The following is a 22,118-nucleotide window of genomic DNA, read 5'->3' as shown; positions in this document are numbered from 1 at the left end:
TTCTGGGGATGTCCGGCCCCCCGCACGTCCGGAGCCGTCCCTGGCTCCCCGCATGCGGGGCGTTGCGGAACCCCAGAGTCGACCGCCTGTGACCGCCATGACATGGCGTCAAGCACCACAACCGTCCGCACGTCAGTCGGCAGCGCGCGGATTGCGGGAGCGCCGCCCGGTCTGCTAGGCCGGGCCGCTGCCGGAGGGGCCTCCGGGCATGCCGGAGGCCCCTCCCTCCATCCCGGATACCCCTCCGGTCGCGTCGGATGTCGCCCACAGGTCCGGGCACAGCACCGCGACGATGCGTTCGAAGCGCGCGGCCATCTCGTCGGCCGTCTGCTCGGGGTGATGCCGCCACCAGACGACGGCGGCGCTCACGGTCCCGTACCAGAGATGGGTGACGAGATCGGCGTCGAGGGGTTCCACGGCCGGGGATGTGTGCAGGAACTCGGACACGCCCACGGCGCCCATCCGGTTGAGTTCCCTCCGGTACACCGCCGCGGCGTCGTGCAGCGGGCCCTCGGCGGGAAGCGTCCCGTCGTAGACGAGTTCCCAGTCGTGCAGGCGCGATTCGAGCGCGCGGAAGACGGCTTCCAGGGTGCGCACGGCGCGCGAGAGGTCGGAACGCCCCCGCTGGGCGGACCCGACGGCCTCGACGAGGCGGGTGCCGGCCTGGTCGAGGCAGGTCAGATAGAGGCTGTCCTTCGACCCGAAGTACTCGTAGATCATCGGTTTGGTGATGCCGGCCCGCTCCGCCACGTGCGCGGTCGACCCGCGCGCGTAGCCCTTCACGCCGAACTCCTCGGCGGCCGCCTCCAGGATCAGCCGCTCCCGGTCCTTGCGTGGCATCCCCTTGGTTCCCACGCCCTGCGTCGCCCTCGGCTGCTTGCTCATGACTCCACCCTATGCCAAAGTGACCGAGCGGTAAGTTACCCAACGTTCAATTCAAGCGCCTGGGGAGACGATGAGCGGCAAGACGCGTTCGTGGTGGGGCTGGGGAAACGTCGAGGACGCGGTGACCGGCGCGGAGCGGGCGGAACTCACCCGGCGCACCGCCGAGTTGCTTCCGGACGCGGACCTGACCGTGCGTTCGACGCCTCCGGTGGAGTCGTTCGAGGTGGCCCCGAGCCGGGTCACGGCTCCGCCCGCGCTGGCCCGGCTGGCGTCGTACGACATTCGCGACCGGCTGGCGCACAGTCACGGTCAGGCGTTCCGTGACGTCGTCCGCGCGCTGCTCGGAAAGCTGCCCCATGTGCCGGACCTCGTCGTGCGGCCCACGTCGGAGGCCGAGGTGGTGCGGACGCTGGAGTGGTGCGACGGCGCCGGCGTCGCGGTCGTCCCGTTCGGCGGCGGCACCTCCGTGGTGGGAGGCGTCGAAGCCCGTACGGGTGCCGAGTACGCCGGAGTGGTCAGCCTGGACCTCGGCTCCATGGACCGGGTCCTGGAGGTCGACGGGACCAGCCGGGCCGCGCTCGTCCAGGCCGGTGTCCTCGGCCCGCATCTGGAGGAGCAGCTCAGGCCGCACGGACACACGCTCCGGTTCTTCCCCCAGTCCTTCGAGTTCTCCACACTCGGCGGCTGGCTGGCGACCCGGGCCGGCGGTCATTTCGCGACCGGCCTCACCCACATCGACGACCTCACCGAGTCGCTGCGGGTGGTCACCCCCGCCGGTGTCGTGGAGAGCCGCCGCCTCCCGGGTTCCGGTGCCGGTCCCTCGCCCGACCGGATGTTCCTCGGCTCCGAGGGAGCGCTCGGTGTCATCACCCAGGCCTGGGTACGACTTCAGGACCGGCCACGTTGGCGGGCCGGGGCGTCGATCGCATTCAAGGACTACGAGGCGGGGGTCCGGGCCGTCCGGGCCCTGGCGCAGTCCGGGCTCGACCCGGCCAACTGCCGTCTGCTGGACCCGATGGAGGCGTTCATCAACGCGGGCAGTCCGACCGCGGTCCTCGTGCTCGGCTTCGAGTCCGCCGATCATCCCGTCACCGCCTGGATGGAACGCGCCCTGGAACTCTGCCGCGACCACGGGGGCACGCTGCCGGAGCCGCCGCGCCATACCGACACCGCGGACACGGCCGCGCGGACCTCGGCCGCCGACACCTGGCGCTCCTCCTTCCTGCGGATGCCGTACCAGCGGGACGCCCTCGCGGCTCAGGGCATGATCGTGGAGACGTTCGAGACGGCCTGCACCTGGGACCGGTTCGCCGGACTCCGCGCGGCCGTCGACGCGGCGGCCCAGGACGCCATGCGCCAGGTCGGCGCCACGGGTGTCGTGACCTGCCGGTTCACCCACGTCTACCCCGACGGCCCCGCCCCGTACTTCGGCGTCTACGCCGCGGGCGCCTGGGGCAGGACCGTCGAGCAGTGGGACGAGATCAAGCGGGCGGTCTCCGAGGCACTGATCGCGCACGGCGCCACCATCACCCATCATCACGCGGTGGGCCGGGACCACCGGCCGTGGTACGACCGGCAGCGCCCGGACCTGTTCGCCGCGGCCCTGCGGGCGGGCAAGGCCGTACTGGACCCGTCCGGGATCCTCAATCCCGGAGTCGTGATCGACCCCCTTCGCTGAGTCGACGCTGTGGGCCGCGGTCACGGGGCCGAGCCGCCCCGTGACCGCTCCCCCCGGCTACCAGCCGACGGCGACCAGCAGCCACTGCGGGCTGCCGTGGGAGATGAAGGAGGACTGGCCCGACACGTCGTCGTAGGGGAAGCCGTAGGCGAGGCCGTTGATGGCGTTGTCGTGCCAGAACTTGGCGTAGTAGTTGGCGGGCGCCGCCTTGTAGTACTGGGCGGGATCGCCCTGTTGGGAGGCCGGCAAGGTCGCCACATGACGGTTGAGCGCTGCGCACATGTTCGGGTTGCTCGCGAGGGCCGCCGCGCAGCCGAAGATGTCGGAGGTGGCCGCGTTCACGCCCACGGACTGGGCGTAGGAGGTGAAGTAGTTGGCGTTGGCGCCGCCCGCCCGGAAGCTCGGGTCGCTGCCGGGCGCGATGATCCGGTACGGGGACTGGGTCTGGGCCAGCACCTTGAACTGGTCGGGGACGGCGGCCGTGAAGCGCTGGAAGGTCGTCGCGCGGTCCTCGGCGAAGGTCTGCCGGTTCTCACCGACCTCGGCGTCGTACCCGTCCTTGGAGTGCAGGCGCATGGCGATCTTCAGCCCGAAGGCGTCGACGCGTGTGGTGTTGCCGTTGAACACGTTGCCGCCGACGGTGAATTCGATGAAGTCGTAGTAGGAGCTCGCCGGTGAGCCGAGGTAGAAGTACATGCGGCCCGCGGAGTTGGCCGGCATGTCGAGGTAGGGCTGCTCGGCGATGGAGTGGACCTGGCCGTTGAAGCTCCAGTACACCTGGCTGTCGGGGTACTTGCCGTTGGTGCGGTTGAGGACCTTCACCTCGACGGCGTTGTTCGCGGCGGGAATGTCGCTCGTGCTGCCCCAGAAGTCGTCCGGCGGGGTGGTGCTTCCGGGCCCGTACACCTGGAACTCCCACAGGGAGTAGCCGTACGGGGTGGCCCGCGTGGTTCCGAGGACGCGTACGTATCGGCCGCTGCCGGTGACGTTGATGTTCTGGGTGCCACCGGTGCCGGTCGTCGTGGAGTACACGGTGGCCCAGGTGTTCGCGTCGGTGGAGGTCTGGATCTGGAACGCCTTGCCGTAGGCGGCCTCCCAGTTCAGGGCGACGCGGGTGATCTGCTGGACCGACCCGAGGTCGACGCGCAGCCACTGGGGGTCGGAGAAGGCCGAGGACCATCGGGTGCCGGTGTTTCCGTCGACCGCGGCTCCCGCGGGGAAGGAGCCGTTCTCGACCGAGGAGGCCGTGGCGGGCCGTCCCTGGGACAGCAGTTGGTCGGCGGCGTGCGCGGGTGCCGGGCTCAGGAAGGCGACGCAGGCGGCGAGCAGGACGACGACGAGACCGAGAGCGGTACGGGCCCGAGCGGTTCTGCCCGACGACCGCCGGGGAAGGGCGCTGGCGCTGGCTAAGGACTGCATGCGGGATCTCCTCATGCCGGGTCGGCGTGTGTGGGGGCGGAGCAACAGCAGACGGAGAGCGCTCTCTCCGGGTTGTATCCCCGCATGTTCCGGACGTCAACAACTGAAGCTGAAATAGCGGGAGTTGCCGTACCGCGCCTCATGGAGCCCCGTCTGCCGCAGGCTTGCCCCCAGTCCGGGGCTCACCGTGTTCGAACTCCGACGACGCGACCGGCTCCGCGCCGGATGGGGTATTCAAGAGTTGGCCGGCCAAGAGTCTTCGAAAGAAGTCCGGGAGGCGGTGTCGGATCGGGGCGGAGTCGTTCGTAGCAAGGGTGAGACCGCCGGCGAGCGGCGGCTCCGAGGAAGGGAACCCCGATCATGAAGCTGACGACCATGACCCAGGTCAGCGTCGATGGAGTGATGCAGGGAAACGGCGGAGCGTCGCACGAGGACCGCAGCAACGGATTCGAGCGCGGCGGATGGGCGATGGGAAAGGGCGACGACGAGACCAGGGCGTTCATCAAGCGGACCTACCAACGAGCCGGAGCGTTCCTGCTCGGCCGACGGACCTACGAACTGTTCGCCGGCTCCTGGGGGACCTGGACGATCGGGGAGGCCGCCGATTGGGAGCCCGTCCGGCAGGCGTTGAACACACAGCCCAAGTACGTGGTGTCGACCACGCTCACCGATCCTGCCTGGTCGGACACCACCGTCCTCGCCGAGGACCTCGTGGCCGCCATCGAGGACCTGAAGGCGAAGCCGGGTGGTGAGCTGCAGGTGCACGGCAGCCGCACCCTGACCCGGTGGTTGCTGGACAACGACCTGGTCGACGAAATGACGCTGCTCACCATCCCGGTGATCGTCGGCCAAGGCATGCGGCTGTTCCCCGACGCGGGCCAGGACACCGCGCTCGACCTGGTCGAGTCGCGAGTCGACTCGAAGGGCGTGACGATCCAGGTCTACCGGCCGGCCGGGCGCCCGCGGTACGCAGGGAGCTGAGGCACTCGACCGCCGTGCCACCACGCCGTGAACCCACAGGAGATGATCTACACGATGCAGTACCTGGTTTCCGTGATCCACGACAGGACGGCCTCGGGTACCCCGGAGGAAATGGCTGCCATCGACGCGTTCAACGACCGGCTCCAGACCGAGGGACACTGGGTCTTCGCCGGCGGCCTCGCCGCGCCCGACGCGGCCACCGTCATCGACAACCGGGGCCAGGAGGCGCTGTTCACGGACGGGCCGTTCCTGGAGTCCAAGGAGTATCTGGCCGGCTTCTGGGTCATCGAGGCGCCCGACCTCGACGTGGCGCTCAAGCTCGCCGCCGAAGGGTCCAAGCACTGCAATCGGAAGGTCGAGGTGCGGCCGTTCCTGTGAACGGGGCCGACGTCAACGAGGCGGTCACCCGGGCCCACCACGAGGAGTGGGCCCGGGTGGTCGCCGCTCTGACCAGGCGTTTCGGCGACCTCGACATCGCGGAGGAGGCGGCGGCCGAGGCGTTCGCGATCGCCGTCGAGCGGTGGCCGGCCGACGGCGTGCCCCCCAACCCCGGCGCCTGGCTGACCACCACCGCCAACCGCAAGGCCATCGACCGGATCCGGCGCGAGAACAAACGCGACGACAAGCACAGGGAGGCTCGGCTGAGGTACGACGGCGAACCCCCCGAGCCTCTCGGGGCCATTGACGACGACCGACTCCGGCTGATCTTCACCTGCTGCCACCCTGCACTGTCGATGGAAGCCCGCGTGGCGCTGACACTCCGCATGGTCTGCGGTCTGACCGTGCCCGAGATCGCCCGCGCCTTCCTCGTGCGGGAGACCACCTTGGAACAGCGGATCACCCGCGCGAAGGCCAAGATCAAGGCGGCGCGCATCCCCTACCGGATGCCGGGTGACGAGGACCTCCCGGCACGCGTCACCGGTGTACTCGCCGTACTGTACGTCGTCTTCAACGAGGGCTACCTGGCCACCGGCCCCGGCACCGATCCCCTGCGTCCCGGCCTGACCGGCGAGACGATCCGGCTCGCCCGCCTGATCCGCGCCCTCATGCCCGACCACGGCGAGGTGACCGGGCTGCTGGCCCTGATGCTCCTCACCGAGGCCCGCCGCACCGCCCGGGTCTCGGCCGGCGGCGAACTGGTCCCCCTCGCCGAGCAGGACCGTGGGGCCTGGGACGCCGCGCTGATCGTCGAGGGCCACCGCCTCGTGCGCGAGCGCCTCGCCGCGGCCGCCGCCGGGGTGGCTCCGGGGCGCTACCAGATCCTCGCGGCGATCAGCGCCGTACACACCTCAGTCCGCGACGTACGCGACACCGACTGGTCCCAGGTCGTCGCGCTCTACGACCGACTCGTCGGCCTCGACTCCTCACCGATCATCGCCCTCAACCGGGCCATCGCGGTCGCCGAGCTCGACGGCCCGGACGTGGCGCTGGCGGCCATCGACCGACTCGGGGACAAACTGAACGGCTATCACGCCTACCACGCCGCCCGTGCCGACCTGCTGCGCAGGCTGGGCCGGAGCCAGACGTCGCGCGCGGCCTACACCAAGGCCATCGAGCTGGCCGGCAACACCGCCGAGACCGCCTACCTGACCCGCCGCCGCGACCAATTGCGTTAGCGCCCGGTGGAGGCCATGACCCCTGCGCCACGGCGGGTGGGTCGACGGAGGTCCGCCAAGAATCTATTCTCCTCGTGCCTTCTCGAGCTCAAGCGTGATCGGCGTCGTGATCCGCACCCGGGTGCCGGGGCCGGGAGTGCTGGACTTCACCGTCCACGCACCCAGCCCACTGGCCGGGTCACTCATCACATCGCGTCCGTCCGGGGCCACGGCCTCGATGTTGTCGAAGCACATGAGGTCTTTGCCGAGCGGTTCGAACGTACGGCCCTCGACGTCGGGCATGGGCTGAGGCCACTCCTGCGCCTGGCAGCGCGCGTGGACACTGTTGGCGTTGACCGACGGGGACGCTCCACCGGCCTGGGGAGCGGAATCGGCGCCGCAGCCGGTCAGGACGCCGACGAGCACGGCAGGGACCGCGATGGCCGCGACGTATCGGTGCATGGTGTTCTCCATCTACTTGCCGATGCCAACAGTTCTCGGTGTCGAGCAGCCCTGCGGGCGTCGCGGACACGACCATCAGAAACCTCAGGAGGAAACCGGCCGGGCCCTTCGGGGCGTGGCCGCTGATGACGGTCGAGAAGGTAAGAACGCCGACGTCGGCGATGACGTGCACCAGCATGCCGCCGACCCGCCCAAGGGTCCGGATGACCTGAGCGAGCGGGGACGACGTACCGCCGGAACCGGACCGGCGTGATCCGAGCGGTCACGTGGGAGTTCGGGGTTCCACGTCATCGGCACGCCCCCAGAAACGTGTACGGAGTCTGGCCATTGTGTGGAGGTTGACCACCTGAGGCCACAGGCTTCCCTCACCCGTGATCGAGCTGTGACTCTGTGCCATGGGGCTTGACGAGCGACCGAGGCCCCCGAGCCGCTCGCGCCGGACGGGGCCGATGGCGCGAACTCTGCTGACGCCCCCGTGGTGGTCCGCCCGGTCAGGCGAGGGCGGTACCGGTTTCTTCGCCCAGCGTGCGCACCAGGCGGTTCTGGAAGTCCTGGTCGTACACGGCAGGGTGCGGCTGCTGCCGCTGCCGGTGGTACCAGTAGCCGCCGCTGGTCAGTGCCTGCGGATCGTCACTGGCGGCCAGCCACGCCTGCGTCCGGTGGCCGAGCTCGAGATCGTCGGGCGCCCCCGGGCCACCCATCCTGGTGGGCACCCAGCCCGGGTCCACGGCGTTGCTCAGCCCGTCGCGGCGCAGGCGGGCCAGCGCGGCCGCGAGCGCCGTGACGAACAGCTTGCTGTCCGCGTACGAGCCGGGCTCGTCCCCGTGCCAGTCGATCCCGTCGGTGGAGGCGCGCCCCTGGTAGTGCGAGCCGCTGCTCAGGTAGACGAGCCGACGCGGTCCGCGCAGCAGGGCCGTGAGCAGGTACGGGGCGATGATGTTGACCGGCATGACGGCCGGCCCGCTCCATACGCCGGCGTTGTGGATCACGGCGTCGAGCGGTGCGGTGTCGTCGAGTTCGGCGGCGATGCGCCGCACCGCGTCGCGATCCGTGAGATCGCCCAGGACCAGGCCCGCCCCGCGGCCGACCAGGTCCTCCACGGCTGCCGCGCGCTGCTCATTGCGGGCGTGCACCACGACGTCATGGCCGGCGGACAGCAGGGCGTCCGACGCGGCCCGTCCGAGCCCGTCCGTCGAGCCGGTCACCAGGATGCGACTCACGGGAATGCACCGCTTTCAGCTCGTCGTGGGTTGCTGCCGCGCGGGCGGCTGGGTCGCGTGCGTGGCGGTCCAGGAGGCCAGCAGACGCAGGCCCTCTTCGGATGCCGAGCCGGGCTCGGCGGCATAGATGGTCAGGGTGAGGCCGGGCTCGGCAGCGAGTTCCAGTCCCTCGAAGGCGAGCGTGAGTTCGCCGACGATCTCGTGGTGGAAGCGCTTGGTTCCCGTGCCGTGGTGGCGGACGTCGTGTCGGCCCCAACGGGTACGGAACTCCTCGCTCCGGGTGGAGAGTTCACCGACGAGGTCGTGCAGGTCCTTGTCGTAGGGGTCGCGGCCGGCCTCGGTACGCAGGATGGCGACGGCTATGTCGGCGAACAGGTCCCAGTCCGGGTAGAGGCGCCGGGAGGCGGGGTCGAGGAACTGGAACCGCGCCAGGTTCGCCTCGTTGCCAGGGGTGGAGTAGATGTCGCGGTACAAGGCGCGGGCGAGCGGGTTCGTCGCGAGGACGTCCATACGGCCGTTGCGTACGAACGCCGGGCCCGCGGTGATGGCGTCCAGCGTCCACTGCAGGCTCCGGTGAACCTTCCGGGCCCCCTTGGCGCGCCGTCCGGGTCGGGTGAGCGCGTCGGAGCCGTCGGCCGCCTGCGCCAGATTCAGCAGGTGGGCGCGCTCGGCGTCGTCCAGCCGCAGCACCCGGGCGACCGCCTCCAGAACGGCCGGGGAGACACCGGCGAGGTTGCCGCGCTCGAGCTTGGCGTAGTACTCCACGCTCATGTCGGCGAGCGCCGCGACCTCGCTGCGGCGCAACCCCGGCACGCGGCGTCGGGACCCTGTGGGCAGTCCGGCCCGCTCGGGGCTGATCCTGGCGCGCCGCGAGGTCAGGAACTCGCGGACCTCATGACGGTTGTCCATGCCTCGACGGTAAGGCCCGCGGGCCGCCGGAGCGATGTACTGCCGGTACACCCCTCACCAGTGACTCGCTGCCCGCCGCGCGACGCGGTCTCCTGGAGGACGTGGGTACCCGCCCTCCTGGACGGGTTCGCACCTCTTCACGCGGGCCAGTGGCCCGACCTCAGAACGTAAAGGAATCTCTCCTCATGCGCGGAGCAGTGATCCACGCCCCCGGTGACGTGCGCTTCGAGACCGTCGACGACGCGAAGATCCTCAAGCCGACCGACGCGGTGATCCGGACGGCCGTCACCTGTGTGTGCGGCTCGGACCTGTGGCCCTATCGCGGGGCGGAGCCGACCGAGCACGCCCACCCCATGGGGCACGAGTACGTCGGTTTCGTGGAGGAGGTCGGATCCGACGTCACGTCGGTGAGGCCGGGGCAGTTCGTCGTCGGTTCGTTCGCGACCTCGGACAACACCTGTGCGAACTGCCGGAACGGCTTCCAGTCGAACTGCCTGAACCGCGAGTTCATGTCCACGTGCCAGGCCGAGTACGTGCGCATCCCCAACGCCGAGGGCACCCTCGTCGCCACCGCCGAGGTGCCGGGCGAGGAGCTGTGGCCCGGGCTGCTGGCCGTGTCCGACGTCATGGGGACCGGTTGGTGGGCGGCCGACGCCGCCGAGGTGAAGCCCGGCTCCACCGCCGTCGTCGTCGGCGACGGCGCGGTCGGGCTGTGCGCGGTGATCGCCGCGAAGGAGATGGGCGCCGAGCGGATCATCGCCATGTCACGGCACGAACCGCGACAGAAGCTCGCCCTGGAGTTCGGTGCCACCGACATCGTCACCGAGCGCGGCGAGGAGGGCGTCGCCCGGATCAAGGAGCTGACCGGCGGCATCGGCGCCGACTCCGTGCTGGAGTGCGTGGGCACCGCCCAGGCCATGCGGCAGGCGCTGCACTCGGCCCGGCCGGGCGGCAACGTCGGCTTCGTCGGCGTCCCTCACGACGTCGCCGTGGACGGTCAGGAACTCTTCTTCTCCCACGTCGGCCTGCGCGGAGGCCCCGCCCCCGTACGCCGCTACCTTCCCGACCTCATCGACCGCGTGCTGACCGGAAGCATCGCCCCCGGCAAGGTCTTCGACCTCACCCTCCCCCTGGAGCAGGTCGCCGAGGGCTACAAGGCCATGGACGAACGCCGCGCCATCAAGGCCCTTCTCAAGCCCTGACCCCGGACGAACGCGCTGGTGCCGCACAGCGCCCCACCCATCGCTCACCGAAGTGGAATGACCATGGACATCACCCGAAGCTCGATCGCCACCCTCAAGGGTCCGGCCGACTGGTTCACCGGCGACGTCTACATCGACGCCGTCGCCGCCGCGCCCGAGCCCTCACGTGTCAGCGCCAACCTGGTGCACTTCATGCCCGGCGCCCGCACCCACTGGCATCGCCATCCACTCGGCCAGACCGTGTTCGTCACCGAAGGCATCGGCCTGTGCCAGCGCCGCGGCGGACCGGTCGAAGTCATCCGGCCCGGCGACCGCGTCCTCTTCGAGGCCGACGAGGAGCACTGGCACGGCGCCGCCCCGGACCGGCTGATGGTCCACCTGGCCATCAACGAAGCCGACACCGACCACGACGTCGTGCACTGGCTGACCCCCGTCACCGATGAGGAATACACCGCAGCCCCGGCCACGGACCGACACACGGCAAGCCAGGAAAGAGCGTCCTGACGACGGATGTCGAGCTCTCGCTGGACCCGGGCCACGTCGCGGCCGTACACACATAGCTCGTTCGCGCGATTTCGCCCCCGCCTCGAAGCCTTCCGAAGGTGGCCTCCCGCAGTCCCGCCCGGGGCCGGATCCACGGCCGCCACCGGCAGCCTCGCCCGTCCGCCCAGGGACTGCGGTGACGGTCGAAGCGGGACGGCGAACCTGCGCGACCGTCAGCAGGAAATGGAGGAGTTCGCGTGCTCTTGTGCAGCGTCAGCAGGGCCACCCGCTCGGTGACCCGTTCAGGTCCTGCTCAGGGTCGCGCTCGGTCGGTGCGCGCGTCGAGCATCGAGCAGAGGGACGGTCAAAGATCGAGGATCACGTCACGGTCGGGCCGGGAACAGCAGATCAGAACGTTGCCGTCGGTCGGCGCGTCGATGGGGTCGGGGGCATAGTCGACCCGGCCGGAGACGAGGGCGGTCTCACAGGTGTGGCAGACCCCGCTGCGGCAGGACCACCGGACAGGTACGTCGCAAGCCTCGGCCAGATCGAGGAGCGTGCCGTAGCCGGGGTCCCAGGGCACGGTGAGGCCGCTGCGGGCGAACGAGACGGACGGGCCGGTGCCCGGCCCGGGCGGGGAGGCGGGCGTGTGGGGTGCGGGGGCGTCGACCGGCACGACGCCGGGTGTGATCGCGGAGACCGACCCGAAGACCTCGGTATGGATCCGCGACGGGTCCAGGCCGCAGTCCGCAAGAGCCGTGGTCATGTCGTCCATGAAGGCGATCGGCCCGCAGACGTATGCCTGCGCCTCCGGCGGCAGGTCCAGTCCGCTCAGGACGGCGCCTGACAACCGGCCCACGCCGGTGTAGTCCTCGCCGAGGCGGTCGCCGTCGCGCGGACTGCTGTACGCGATGTACCTGCGGCCCGCGGGCAGACGGGTCAGCAGGGAGCGGACTTCCTGGGCGAAGGGGTGTTCGGCGCCGTCGCGCGCGCCGTGGATCCACCACACCGGACGGGGGTCCTCGCTCGCGGCCAGGCTGTGCAGCATGGCCAGGACAGGTGTGGCACCCACCCCCGCCGAGATCAGCACCACCGGCGCCGGGGCCTTACCGAGGACGAACGTCCCTCGGGGCGCCGCCACGTCCAGGGTGTCGTGGACGGCGATGTGCAGACGCAGATAGCCACTGCCGGCACCGTGGGGTTCTTGTTTGACACTGATCCGGTACGAGGCGTCACCGGGCCGGCCCGACAGGGAGTAGCTGCGGATGACGGAAGGTCCCTGTGGGTCCGGCAGCATGCGGAGGGTGACGAACTGGCCGGGCAGGGCGGCAGGGAGCGGATCACCGTCGGGGGCACCGAGGACGAGTGAGAGGACGCCGGCGCTCTCCGGGACGATGCCGGTGACCGCCAAGGGGCGAAATCCCTGCCAGGCTGGGGGCGGAGCCGCCCCAGCGGTGGTCAGCCCGGCATTGCCGGTGGAGCTTCCCGCTCCACGCGCCGCATCGAGGAGCGACCGCATCGAGCCCCGCCAGCCGGGGCTCAACGCGGGGATGCGCAGGGCGCGTTCGAGCTGCGTGACCGGGTGGTCGGCCTTGTAGAGAAGGGCGTCCATGTCCGCCACGGTCATGCCTTCCGGACCGTCGGCGATCTTGACGATGTCATCGCCTGCCTGCACGCGGCCTTCGGTCAGCACCTTCAGATAGAAGCCGGGACGGCCGTGGGCCACCAGCAGAGCGGGCATCCGGGGTTCGTTCATGCGCAGGCCGACGCGGTAGCACGTCACACGGGGCTGTGTGACCTCGAACAGTGCCTCCCCGATGCGGTACTGGTCCCCGATGCAGACCTCGTCGTCCGGCAGGCCGTCGACCGTGAAGTTCTCCCCGAACTGGCCGTGGACGAAGTCGTCCCGTCCCAGATGCTCCTGCCAGTGCCGGTAGGAGTCCAACTGGTAGACCAGTACAGCGCGGAAGGGGCCGCCATGACCGCCCAGGTCACCCTGACCGTCACCGTCGATGTTGAGCCGCCGGACCATCCGCGGCCCGGTGACCGGCCGCTTCCAGATACCCGTGTGGGTGGTGCGGCCCTTCCAGGGCACATCCTGCGGCAACCCCACATTCACCGCGATCAGTGTCGCCATGCGCGGCCGTCTCCCGTCGAGTGGTCTTCGTTCTCGCGCGCCGGTACTCCGAGTCTCCACGGCAACGCGACGCCGCGCATCCTCGGCCGTCGGCGGGGCACGGGTCCAACCCGCTTCCGCCGGTCGACGGGAGCTGTGTTTCGGTGCGGACGACCTGTCACCAGCGCCGTCGCCCACTGCGTCGATCGCCGCAGACGGCCAGGTTTCCGGGGAGACGACACACCAGAGAACCGGATTGAGCAGACACGTCGGCCCCTGCCGTGCGGAGCAGCGGGAGCGGACACGCCCGTGAACCCGCTACGCGAGGAACGGCCAGAAGAACACCGCTCCCGCGATGCAGACCGTGGCCGAACAAACAGTCCAGTACAAGGCAAAGGTGTTGAGAGGCACCTTGTCCCAGGGCTTCCGCTCCTGCTCCGCGATGTCGGACGCCACCCTGCTGGCAACCGGCACCACCATGACGATGAACATCGCCAGAGCGCAACTGTAGAAATACAGGGTCTGCGAGACGGAATACCCTTCCAGCACGGCGTTGGGCACCAGGTACATCCAGCCGACCAACGGGGCCGCGAGAACACGCCGCTTGGCCCTCGGTGTCGGCATGCACCAGTACATCGCGACCGTGTAGGCGACGGTGACACCGGCTGCGACGAGCCACCAGTCGTCCGTGGACAGGTGGGCGGACACGATCGCGGCTCCTCCTGAGGCGAAACAAGACGTAACTCTCCAAGGCCGGGAGTCAGGGCGCACGCTCCGCGAACGCTTCGGACCGTCGTCGCGATCGGCGGACCCCGAATCCTCTCGGCGAGAAGCGCTCGAACAAGCCTACGTAGCTGATCATCCGGCGTCAGCGGCGACGTCCGGCAGCGCAACCCGGCCGAAGCCTGCCGCTCTTCGGCAACCACGGGCCGCCGCGGCCTCACCGGACGCATCTTCCCGACGCGACCAGGCTCTTCAGCCCCAGACGGACTCGGAGAGCCGGCGCCACTCCTCGTCGGACTCGGCGAGGAACCGGGCGGCGGCGCCGGCGTACTGGACCGCGTCCTTGCCCAGCAGGAGGCGGACCGGGGCGTCGTCGCGTCCGGCCAGTTCCACGACGGTCCGGGCGACCCGCGCGGGGTCGGCGGAGTTCGCGGCCGCCACCCGGGCATCGGCGTTCCTGAGCATGTCGGCGAAGGCGCCGACCGTGGGCCGGTACGGGGCGCTGATCGGCGGGACGGTCATGGAGGAACCGGCCCAGTCGGTGCGCATGCCGCCCGGTTCGAGAACGGTGACCTTGACGCCGAAGGGGGCCAGTTCCTGGGCGAGGACGGTGGAGAAGCCGCCAACGGCCCACTTGGCACTCTGATAGGCGGCCAGGCCCACCGAACCGATCCGGCCCCCCAGGGAGGAGACCTGGAAGACATGGCCGGAGCCCTGCTCCCGCAGTATCGGCGTCATGGCCTTGCTGACGTAGTAGACACCGTAGAAGTTGGTGTCGATCTGGGCGCGGAAGTCGTCGACCGTGCCGTCCTCGACGGAGGCGAGGTCGCCGTACCCGGCGTTGTTGACGACCACGTCGTAGCGGTCGAACACCTTCAGCCCCTCCCGCACGGCACGCTCCACGGCGTCGTGGTCGGTGACGTCGAGGGCGACGGGGCGGACGCGGTCGCCGTGGCGGGCGACGAGGTCGTCGAGTTTCGTGGTGTCGCGCGCGGTGGCGACCACCTGGTCACCCGCGTCGAGGGCCGCGGTGACGATGGCACGGCCGAGGCCGCGGGAGCTTCGCCGGTCCGTTGGAATATCTCCAACGTAAGGGACCGGTGGTCTGATGTCAAAAGACTGGCGGTCTGTAACATGTGGGGCATGAGTACTTTCCAGCGGGCACGCAGCGAGGAGCAGCGGGAGGCACGACGGCGGGCGATCCTCGACACCGCCGCCGCCATGCTCGACGAGATGCCGGTGAGCGCCGTCAGCCTCAACGAGCTGAGCCGCCGTGTCGGGCTCGCCAAGTCGAACGTCCTGCGCTACTTCGAGTCCCGCGAGGCGATCCTGCTCGAACTGCTCGACCACGCCTGGAAGCAGTGGACGGCCGCGTTGCCGGAGCCGCTGTCCGTCGGCGTCGACGCGTCCGCTCCTGCGGGCGTGCGGGGCGAGCAGTTCGCCGCGGTGATCACCGCCTCCCTCGCCGAGGGCCGGGTCCTGTGCGACCTGCTCAGCGCACAGGCCGGCGTACTGGAGCACAACGTCTCCCCGCAGGTCGCGGCACGCTACAAGAGGGCCGCCATCGCGAACGTCGACGAGCTCGCGGCACTCGTCAGGACGCACCTGCCCGAGCTCGGAGACGGTGCCTCCCAGCTTGCCGCGTCCATGCTCATGGTGATCGGCGCGGTGTGGACACACGCACGCCCGTCGCAGGCGATGCTCGCCGCCTACGAGGCCGACCCCGCCCTCGCCGTCCTGAAGATGGACTTCGCCACCTCTCTGCAAGGGCTGCTCGCCACCCTCGCCGCGGGCACCCTCGCCCGCACCCGGTCCTGACCCACCCAGCCCCTGGAGCCATCGTGCGCGTCATCGTCTTCGGAGCGTCCGGCATGATCGGACACGGCGCCCTGCGTGCCTGTCTGCTCGACGACAGCGTCACCGACGTACTCGCCGTAGTGCGTAGTCCTCTGCCCGTCGCCCACCCCAAGCTCCGGCAGATCATCCACACCGACTTCACCGATTTCACCTCCGTCCAGGACCAACTGGAGGGCCTGGACGCCTGCTTCTACTGCCTCGGAGTCTCGGCGGTCGGCAGGACGGAGCAGGAGTACACCCGCGTCACCTACGACTACGCCCTCGCCGCCGCCCGTGCCCTCCACACCGCGAGCCCCGCGCTCACCTTCGTCTACGTCTCGGGGGAAGGCACGGACTCCACTGGCAAGAGCCGTCAGATGTGGGCCCGGGTCAAGGGCCGCACCGAGAACGATCTCCTCGCCCTGCCGATGTCCTCGTACATGTTCCGTCCCGGCTACGTTCAGCCGATGGACGGAGCCACGTCCCGCACGCCCGTGTACCGCGTGATGTACCGCGTCATGGCGGGCCTCTACCCGCTCCTGCGTCGTGCCTTCCCCCGCCACGTCACCACCACCGCGGCCGTCGGCCGCGCGATGCTCGCCGTCGGCCGCACCGACCGGCAAAGCCCCACTGTCGTGCGCAACTCCGACATCAACCGGCTCGCGATGACGTGACCGGCGCCAGGCCGGTTCATCCGGTCGTCCGCTTCGTCCGCCGCACGGCCCCGTACTGACGTGCCAGCACGCCCAACAGCGCGGGTACAGAAGGACGCGCGCCGCCGTCGGCCAGACCGCCGCCCTTCCGGCTCACCGCGCGCAGCCGAAGGTCCTGCACCTGGAGAAGCGCGGTGACGAAGGGGCGGGTCCGCGGTTGCACCAAGTCCGCCAACTGCCTGCTCGCGGACAGTCGCGGGCGCGCCAGTTCGGCCTGCTCCAGGACCAGTCGGCCCAGTCGCGCACGAACATCGTCCGTGGGGTTCCGCAGAACCTCGACGGACAGGCCGTGACGCTCCAGATCCTTGCCCGGGATGCCGACCCGCCCCTCTCCCGCGTCCTCGGCGAGGTCGTCGAGGAAGTCGATGCGCTGCATCGCCTCGATGAGGTCGCGGCAACGCCGCACGAACACATCGTCCCGCGTGGTGTCCCGTCGCTCCAGCAGGCAGGCCAGCAGCATGAAGGCGGGCAGTGAGTAGCTGTCGACGTAGGACTGCAGTCCGTCCTCGGTGTCGAAGCCGGTGTAGTCGACCTCGTGTCTCGCTCCTCGCAGGAAGGCCTCGACGTAGTGCCGCAGTCGGGGGTACCGCCCTGTCGCGTCCGCGAGCGCTCCGAGCGTCGCGTCGGAGGCGGTCCCGCCGTCGAGCGCCGCGTGTGTGGCGGACGCCCACGACTCCAGCGCCTGGGCGCGCGCTTCGCGCGTACCGGTGTCGACGCGCTCGTCCGTCTCGTGCATGAAGGCGACCCCGGCGATGACCGGCGGGTGCAGGTACGCCGGAAGCAGGAGCCGGACGGTCAGATACTCCGCGCCCCTGAATCGCCTTACGAACGTGCGCTGTTGGCTGTACGCGGTCCGCAGGTCCGGCTCGGTGATGCCGGCCTCGCGCAGCGTGCGGGTCCACGTGGGCATGTCGCGTTCCTTACTCTGCCGGTGGCTTCCGGGACGGAAGTGTGCTTGCGAAGGGTACGAGTTCACCCTCGGGGCGTGTGCGTGGTCGCCCGCCGGTCGGGTGGTAGGGGAGAACTCTCGTACAGGTGGGCCGCCTTGGTCGTGAGGTAGCGCCGCTCGGGGGTGCTGGTGGTGAGGGCTGCCGCCTGGCGGTAGTGGTGCATCGCCGGTATCGGGTCTCCTGCCATCTCCAGCAGGTGGGCCCGTACCGCGTGCATCCGGTGGTGGTCAGCGAGGGCGCCGCGGTCGTCGGCGGCGAGGCGGTCGAGCAGCGCCAGGGCGGCGGTCGGACCGTCGGCCATCGCGAGGGCTACCGCACGATTGAGGGTGACCAACGGGTTGCCCGTCACGTGTTCGAGCACCTCGTACAGGCCGTGGATCTGGGGCCAGTCGGTGTCCTGCGCGCGACCGGCGGTCGCGTGAACGGCCGCGATGGCCGCCTGCAACCGGTACGCGCCGGGCCGCCCTCGCCTCGCGGACGCGCCGGGCTGTGCTCCCTTCCCCCGCGTGCCGGGCCGTTCGTCCTTCGCGAACGTGCCGATCAACAGCGCCGAACCCTCTTGAACCAAGCGGCGGTTCCAGAGTGTGCGGTCCTGGTCGGCCAACGGGATCAGCTCGCCGTGCGGGCCGGTGCGGGCCGGACGGCGGGCCTCCGTCAGCAGCATCAGGGCCAGCAGCCCGGCCACCTCGCCCTCGTCAGGCAGGAGTCGGTGCACCTGCCGGGCCAGCCGGACGGCCTCTCCGGACAGTTCGGCCCGGTGCAGCACCGGGCCGCCCGAGGCGGTGTATCCCTCGTTGAACAGGAGGTACAGCACGTGCAGGACGGAGCCGAGCCGCGCGGGCCAGTCCGGTGCACCCGGTACGGGCACCTCGAACCGCGCCGATGACGCCTTCAGGCGCTGCTTGGCCCGGCTGATGCGCTGCGCCATCGTCGCCTCGGGCACCAGGTGGGCGGCCGCGATCTGGGCGGTCGTCAGGCCCCCGACGGCCCGCAGGGTCAGGGCGATCGCCGAGGCGGGCGTGAGCGCCGGATGGCAGCACATGAACAGCACCGCGAGCGTGTCGTCCTCGGCCGGACCAGCGGCCTGGGACGGCTCCCTCGCGACGCGTTCCTCACGACGCCGCCGTGCCGTCTCGCTGCGCATCCGGTCGGTGTAGCGGTGCGCCGCGGTCCGCAGCAGCCAGCCACGGGGGTTCTCCGGCACCCCTTGCTCGGGCCAGTGCCGGGCGGCGGCGATCAAGGCTTCCTGGACGGCGTCCTCACACGCCTCGAAGTCCCCCAGCCGATGCGCGAACGTGCCGAGGACCCGCGGTGCCAGCTCGCGCAGCAGGTCCTCGACGGTTCGACCGTCGGTCACAGGTCGAACGCGATGTCGTTCATGACCTGGCGCACCTCGACCGGCTGCCGCGTCGGCACCCCGCCGGGACCGGGCACCGCCGAGATCCTGGCGGCGATCTCCAGGGCCCGGGCCTCGGACTCCACGTCGATGACGTTGAACCCGGCCAGGACCTCCTTGGACTCAGGGAACGGCCCGTCGGTCACCACCGGTGCCGAAGCCCCGTCCGCGCGCACGATCCTGGCCAGACGCGGGTCGGCCAGCCCGGTGAACTGCACCATCTCACCGCTCTCGACCAGTTCCTTGGTCAGCGCCTCGTAGTAGTCGAAGTGCACCGCGATGTCCTGCGGAGCCCACTCGTCCATGGGCTGCTCGAACTCTCCACCGTCGTGGTTGACCAGCAGCAGGAACTTCGGCACGGGAACTCCTCGATCTTCGGCGCGCCCAGTGTGGCGCACTCCCCCTACGAACGGAGCCGCCTACGGGTTCTCTACATCGCCGGAAGGAAATTCCCGGGAACCCACAGCAGGGGAGGCAGGAGTCGAACCTGCGACGTCCGGATTTGGAAGCCGGCGCTCTGGCCTCTGAGCTACACCCCTTCGACACGTGCCAGCTTGCACGACCTGCCCGGTTCGTCTCCACGGGTTTTCCGCCTCCCCGGGCCCGGTGGAGTCCGTCCCGTACAATTTGGGTCCGAACGACCAAGGGAGTGCGCCTGTGCCCGGCCATCGGTCCATCACCGAAGCGGAGAAGCTGGCGGCTGCGAAGCTGGGCGGCATCCCGGTACACCGCGAGCAGATGGCGGTGGTCGCGAACATCTACCGCGCCGCCTCCTCGGTCCGCCAGCACCTGGAGAACTCGGTCCTGCGCGACGCGGATCTGACCTGGACGTCCTTCGTCGTGCTCTGGGTGGTCTGGGTCTGGGGCGAGTCGGAGACCCGGCACGTCGCCGAGGAGGCCGGCATCTCCAAGGGCACGCTGACCGGTGTCTCACGGACCCTGGAGGGACGGGGGCTGATGACACGGGCCGGTCATCCCTCCGACGGCCGGCTGAAGCTGCTCAGCCTCACCGACGAGGGCGAGGCGCTGATGCAACGCCTGTTCCCGCGGTTCAACGAGGAGGAGGCGTTCGTCGCCTCGCGGCTCAGCGCCGAGGATTGCCACACCGTCGCCGAGGGACTGCGGCAGGTCGTGCGCCAGGTCGAGGAGGAGGGCGAGGAGCGCCGCCTCACCCTCCTCGACGGCGCCGAACCGGCACCCCGCCGCAGCGGCCGCAGGGCGAAGGGCTGAGGGGCCCCACAGCCCCAAAGCCCCGCAACCCGTCAACTCCACAGCCCGACGGCCGTACGGCCCCATGGCCCGACAACCTGATGAACGTCCCCTCCCGGATCAACTCCCCCCGCCGGCCGCACCGACCAGCGCGTCGAACAGCGCCTGCTGGACGGAGTCCTCGGCGGCCGTGTCCTCCGGGTGCCACTGCACGGCCGTGAACCACCCTTCGGCGTCCGGGAGTTCGATGCCCTCCACGGTCCCGTCCGCGGCGCGTGCGGCGACAGTCAGGCCCGAGCCGAGGCGTTCGACCCGCTGGTGGTGGTAGCAGGACGCCTCCACCTTCTGTGCGCCGGTGGCCCGCTCCAGCAGGGTTCCGCGCTCGACGGCCACCGGGTGCACGACGTGCCGGTGTTCGCGCTCGGGACCGCCCATGTCCTGTTCCAGGGTGCCGCCGAGGGCCACGTTGACGACCTGGAGGCCGCGGCAGACGGCCAGCAGTGGGATGCCCAAGTCCAGTGTCCGGCGGGCGACTTCGAGGTCGAAGGCGTCCTGGAGGTCGTCGACGTCGTAGACGCTGTCGTGGGTGTCGGCGGCTCCGTAGCGGTGGGGCGCGAGGTCACCGCCACCGGGGAGCAGGACACCGTCGAAGCGGGCGAGGCGGGCGCTCACGTCCGTGACGGCGGGATCGGCCGGGTGGATGGTCGCCGGTTCGCCGCCGGCCCGCCACACCGCCTCGATCAGGGCGCGGGCGTTGACCTCGGCGGCGTACCGAAGGGCGGACGTCGTCGCGGCGAAGCGGGCCGGAACGGCGATCAGGGGACGCGTCACAGCTGGATCCAGGTGGTCTTGAGTTCGGTGTACTTCTCCAGGGCGTGGGCCGACTTGTCGCGGCCGTTGCCCGACTGCTTCATGCCTCCGAAGGGGACGGTCAGGTCGCCCTCCTCGTAGCAGTTGACCCAGACCGTGCCGGCCCTCAGCGCGCGGGAGACCCGGTGCGCGGTGAAGAGGTCGGAGGTCCACAGTCCCGCGGCGAGGCCGTACTCGGTGTCGTTGGCCAGCCGTACGGCCTCGTCCAGGTCGTCGAACGTGAGGACCGACAGGACCGGGCCGAAGATCTCCTCGCGGGCGAGCCTCATGCCAGGCTCCACCCGGTCGAAGACGGTGGGTTCCAGGTAGCTGCCGCCGGTGCCGGTGAGCGTGCGGGAGCCGCCGGTGCGCAGCCGGGCGCCGTCGGCCAGGGCGGTGGCGATGTGGTCCTGTACGCGCCCCAGATGCGCTTCGCCGACCAGGGCGCCCATCTCGGTGGACGGGTCGAGGGGGTCGCCGATCCGCAACTCGCGTGCGCGTCGTACGACGGACTCGGTGACCTGTTCCGCGATCGAGGCGTGCACGAGCAGCCGGGAGGGGGCCGTGCACATCTCGCCCTGGTTGAAGAAGATGCCCCAGGCCGCGGTGGCGGCCGCCTTCTCCAGGTCGGGGGCGTCGGGAAGGATGATGTTCGGCGACTTGCCGCCCAGTTCGAGCCACACGCGCTTGAGGTTGGAGTCGGCGGCGTAGTGCAGGAAGTGGCGGCCGACGGCGGTGGAGCCGGTGAAGGCGAGGACGTCGACGTCCGGGTGGAGGCCGATGGCCCGGCCCGCCACGGGGCCGGTGCCTCCCACGACGTTGAGGACGCCGGGCGGCAGTCCCGCCTCGGTGGCGATCCGGCCCATGAGGAGCGCGGACAGGGGCGAGTTCTCCGACGGCTTGAGGACGACCGTGCAGCCGGCGGCGAGCGCGGGGGCGACCTTCCAGCCGGCGAGGGTCAGGGGGAAGTTCCACGGCACGACGGCGCCGACGACTCCGGCCGGTTCCCGGGTGACCAGGGCGAGCGCGTCCGCGGCGGTGTGCGGGGACTCGTCGGTGAGCTTGTCGGCCAGTTGCCCGTACCAGCGGAAGGTGTTGATGAGGGCGCGCAGTTCGATCTCGTAGGCGTCGGTGACGGGCTTGCCCATCTCCAGGCTGACGGTGAGCGCGAGGTCGGCGCGGCGCTCCTGGAGCAGGTCGGCGATACGCAGCAGCGTCGCGCCGCGCTCGGCGGGCGCGAGGCGCGGCCAGGGGCCGGTGTCGAAGGCGCGACGGGCGGCGGCGACGGCCGCGTCCACCTCGGCACTGCCCCCGTCGGCGACCTGGGTGAGCACCTGGCCGTCACGGGGCGAGACGGCGTCGAAGGCCGCCCCCGAGCCGTCCTCGTCGGCGCCGTCGATGTGATGGGCACCGGAGAGGTTCAGGGACTTGGCCCGGAGCAGCCACTCCTCGTGGGTGACGTCCGTCATGCGGGACCTCCAAAATATTATTT

22 protein-coding genes and 1 tRNA gene are annotated in these 22,118 nt (G+C 70.5%); 9 read left to right on the top strand and 14 right to left on the bottom strand.

Annotated features, from left to right (window positions below; all coding sequences use genetic code 11):
* Nucleotides 1–174: 174 nt before the first annotated feature.
* Nucleotides 175–885, bottom strand: coding sequence for a TetR/AcrR family transcriptional regulator (locus tag ACIQ7M_RS30615; protein ID WP_403650510.1), 711 nt, complete (start codon nucleotides 883–885; stop codon nucleotides 175–177).
* Between the two features lie 70 nt (nucleotides 886–955).
* Here ACIQ7M_RS30615 and ACIQ7M_RS30610 point away from each other — a divergent pair, with 70 nt between their 5' ends.
* Entirely contained in the window at nucleotides 956–2,563 is a 1,608-nt protein-coding gene (locus ACIQ7M_RS30610) for an FAD-binding oxidoreductase (RefSeq protein ID WP_403650508.1), read from the top strand.
* A gap of 57 nt (nucleotides 2,564–2,620) precedes the next feature.
* Here the strand turns inward: ACIQ7M_RS30610 and ACIQ7M_RS30605 are convergent, their stop codons facing one another.
* Nucleotides 2,621–3,982, bottom strand: coding sequence for a beta-1,3-glucanase family protein (locus ACIQ7M_RS30605; protein WP_403650506.1), 1,362 nt, complete (start codon nucleotides 3,980–3,982; stop codon nucleotides 2,621–2,623).
* Nucleotides 3,983–4,342: 360 nt separating this feature from the next.
* On the opposite strand from ACIQ7M_RS30605, the gene ACIQ7M_RS30600 reads away from it, so the two are divergent.
* Genes ACIQ7M_RS30600 through ACIQ7M_RS30590 form a run of 3 tightly spaced genes read left to right on the top strand, consistent with a single transcriptional unit; the run spans nucleotide 4,343 to nucleotide 6,579 of the window.
* Nucleotides 4,343–4,963, top strand: coding sequence for a dihydrofolate reductase family protein (locus ACIQ7M_RS30600; RefSeq protein WP_403650504.1), 621 nt, complete (start codon nucleotides 4,343–4,345; stop codon nucleotides 4,961–4,963).
* A 54-nt stretch (nucleotides 4,964–5,017) separates the two neighbouring features.
* Complete coding sequence (locus ACIQ7M_RS30595) at nucleotides 5,018–5,341, top strand: YciI family protein (RefSeq protein WP_403650502.1); 324 nt, start codon at nucleotides 5,018–5,020, stop codon at nucleotides 5,339–5,341.
* Nucleotides 5,338–6,579, top strand: a complete 1,242-nt coding sequence (locus ACIQ7M_RS30590) for an RNA polymerase sigma factor (protein ID WP_403650500.1) — start codon at nucleotides 5,338–5,340, stop codon at nucleotides 6,577–6,579. Before ACIQ7M_RS30595 ends, ACIQ7M_RS30590 begins: the two co-directional genes overlap by 4 nt.
* A gap of 63 nt (nucleotides 6,580–6,642) precedes the next feature.
* Here ACIQ7M_RS30590 and ACIQ7M_RS30585 read toward each other — a convergent pair whose 3' ends face one another.
* The 3 genes from ACIQ7M_RS30585 to ACIQ7M_RS30575 form a co-directional block, all read right to left on the bottom strand.
* A complete protein-coding gene (locus ACIQ7M_RS30585) occupies nucleotides 6,643–7,020 on the bottom strand; it encodes a hypothetical protein (protein WP_403650498.1) in 378 nt (125 codons plus the stop codon).
* Nucleotides 7,021–7,511: 491 nt separating this feature from the next.
* Nucleotides 7,512–8,240 carry an SDR family NAD(P)-dependent oxidoreductase gene (locus ACIQ7M_RS30580; protein ID WP_403650496.1) on the bottom strand — a complete coding sequence of 243 codons (729 nt, stop codon included), beginning with the start codon at nucleotides 8,238–8,240 and terminating at the stop codon, nucleotides 7,512–7,514.
* Nucleotides 8,241–8,255: 15 nt separating this feature from the next.
* Nucleotides 8,256–9,149: a helix-turn-helix transcriptional regulator gene (locus tag ACIQ7M_RS30575; protein WP_403650494.1), complete on the bottom strand. Its 894-nt coding sequence runs from the start codon at nucleotides 9,147–9,149 to the stop codon at nucleotides 8,256–8,258.
* 185 nt (nucleotides 9,150–9,334) lie between these two features.
* On the opposite strand from ACIQ7M_RS30575, the gene ACIQ7M_RS30570 reads away from it, so the two are divergent.
* Together ACIQ7M_RS30570 and ACIQ7M_RS30565 are read left to right on the top strand one after the other, a co-directional pair.
* Entirely contained in the window at nucleotides 9,335–10,351 is a 1,017-nt protein-coding gene (locus tag ACIQ7M_RS30570; protein ID WP_403650492.1) for a zinc-dependent alcohol dehydrogenase family protein, read from the top strand.
* A gap of 63 nt (nucleotides 10,352–10,414) precedes the next feature.
* Nucleotides 10,415–10,855 (top strand): cupin domain-containing protein, encoded by a 441-nt coding sequence (locus tag ACIQ7M_RS30565; RefSeq protein WP_403650490.1) that lies wholly within the window; start codon nucleotides 10,415–10,417, stop codon nucleotides 10,853–10,855.
* 343 nt (nucleotides 10,856–11,198) lie between these two features.
* On the opposite strand, the gene ACIQ7M_RS30560 is transcribed toward ACIQ7M_RS30565, so the two are convergent.
* From ACIQ7M_RS30560 to ACIQ7M_RS30550, 3 genes are all read right to left on the bottom strand, one after another.
* On the bottom strand, nucleotides 11,199–12,971 hold the full coding sequence (locus tag ACIQ7M_RS30560) for an MOSC domain-containing protein (protein ID WP_403650488.1): 1,773 nt from the start codon (nucleotides 12,969–12,971) through the stop codon (nucleotides 11,199–11,201).
* A gap of 297 nt (nucleotides 12,972–13,268) precedes the next feature.
* Nucleotides 13,269–13,658 carry a hypothetical protein gene (locus ACIQ7M_RS30555; protein ID WP_403650486.1) on the bottom strand — a complete coding sequence of 130 codons (390 nt, stop codon included), beginning with the start codon at nucleotides 13,656–13,658 and terminating at the stop codon, nucleotides 13,269–13,271.
* Nucleotides 13,659–13,925: 267 nt separating this feature from the next.
* On the bottom strand, nucleotides 13,926–14,753 hold the full coding sequence (locus ACIQ7M_RS30550) for an SDR family NAD(P)-dependent oxidoreductase (protein ID WP_403650679.1): 828 nt from the start codon (nucleotides 14,751–14,753) through the stop codon (nucleotides 13,926–13,928).
* Nucleotides 14,754–14,816: 63 nt separating this feature from the next.
* On the opposite strand from ACIQ7M_RS30550, the gene ACIQ7M_RS30545 reads away from it, so the two are divergent.
* Together ACIQ7M_RS30545 and ACIQ7M_RS30540 are read left to right on the top strand one after the other, a co-directional pair.
* On the top strand, nucleotides 14,817–15,491 hold the full coding sequence (locus ACIQ7M_RS30545; RefSeq protein WP_403650484.1) for a TetR family transcriptional regulator: 675 nt from the start codon (nucleotides 14,817–14,819) through the stop codon (nucleotides 15,489–15,491).
* Nucleotides 15,492–15,514: 23 nt separating this feature from the next.
* Nucleotides 15,515–16,183: an NAD-dependent epimerase/dehydratase family protein gene (locus tag ACIQ7M_RS30540; protein ID WP_403650482.1), complete on the top strand. Its 669-nt coding sequence runs from the start codon at nucleotides 15,515–15,517 to the stop codon at nucleotides 16,181–16,183.
* Between the two features lie 16 nt (nucleotides 16,184–16,199).
* Here ACIQ7M_RS30540 and ACIQ7M_RS30535 read toward each other — a convergent pair whose 3' ends face one another.
* The 4 genes from ACIQ7M_RS30535 to ACIQ7M_RS30520 form a co-directional block, all read right to left on the bottom strand.
* Nucleotides 16,200–17,132, bottom strand: a complete 933-nt coding sequence (locus tag ACIQ7M_RS30535) for a phytoene/squalene synthase family protein (RefSeq protein ID WP_403650480.1) — start codon at nucleotides 17,130–17,132, stop codon at nucleotides 16,200–16,202.
* Between the two features lie 62 nt (nucleotides 17,133–17,194).
* Nucleotides 17,195–18,529, bottom strand: coding sequence for an RNA polymerase sigma factor (locus ACIQ7M_RS30530; RefSeq protein WP_403650478.1), 1,335 nt, complete (start codon nucleotides 18,527–18,529; stop codon nucleotides 17,195–17,197).
* Nucleotides 18,526–18,927 carry a YciI family protein gene (locus ACIQ7M_RS30525; protein WP_403650476.1) on the bottom strand — a complete coding sequence of 134 codons (402 nt, stop codon included), beginning with the start codon at nucleotides 18,925–18,927 and terminating at the stop codon, nucleotides 18,526–18,528. The genes ACIQ7M_RS30530 and ACIQ7M_RS30525 overlap by 4 nt, the downstream gene beginning before the upstream one ends.
* A 107-nt stretch (nucleotides 18,928–19,034) precedes the next feature.
* Nucleotides 19,035–19,107, bottom strand: a tRNA-Trp gene (locus ACIQ7M_RS30520).
* A 118-nt stretch (nucleotides 19,108–19,225) separates the two neighbouring features.
* Here ACIQ7M_RS30520 and ACIQ7M_RS30515 point away from each other — a divergent pair.
* Entirely contained in the window at nucleotides 19,226–19,798 is a 573-nt protein-coding gene (locus tag ACIQ7M_RS30515) for a MarR family winged helix-turn-helix transcriptional regulator (RefSeq protein WP_403650474.1), read from the top strand.
* 99 nt (nucleotides 19,799–19,897) lie between these two features.
* Here the strand turns inward: ACIQ7M_RS30515 and ACIQ7M_RS30510 are convergent, their stop codons facing one another.
* Nucleotides 19,898–20,608, bottom strand: a complete 711-nt coding sequence (locus ACIQ7M_RS30510; protein WP_403650472.1) for a gamma-glutamyl-gamma-aminobutyrate hydrolase family protein — start codon at nucleotides 20,606–20,608, stop codon at nucleotides 19,898–19,900.
* The gene (locus ACIQ7M_RS30505; protein ID WP_403650470.1) at nucleotides 20,605–22,095 is read right to left on the bottom strand and encodes an aldehyde dehydrogenase; all 1,491 of its coding nucleotides are present in this window, start codon (nucleotides 22,093–22,095) and stop codon (nucleotides 20,605–20,607) included. Before ACIQ7M_RS30505 ends, ACIQ7M_RS30510 begins: the two co-directional genes overlap by 4 nt.
* Nucleotides 22,096–22,118: the final 23 nt, after the last annotated feature.

Source organism: Streptomyces sp. NPDC096324 (assembly GCF_044763015.1).
Lineage (GTDB): Bacteria > Actinomycetota > Actinomycetes > Streptomycetales > Streptomycetaceae > Streptomyces.
Note: the sequence above shows the minus strand (reverse complement) of the source record. Positions and strands in the feature narration are given on the sequence as shown.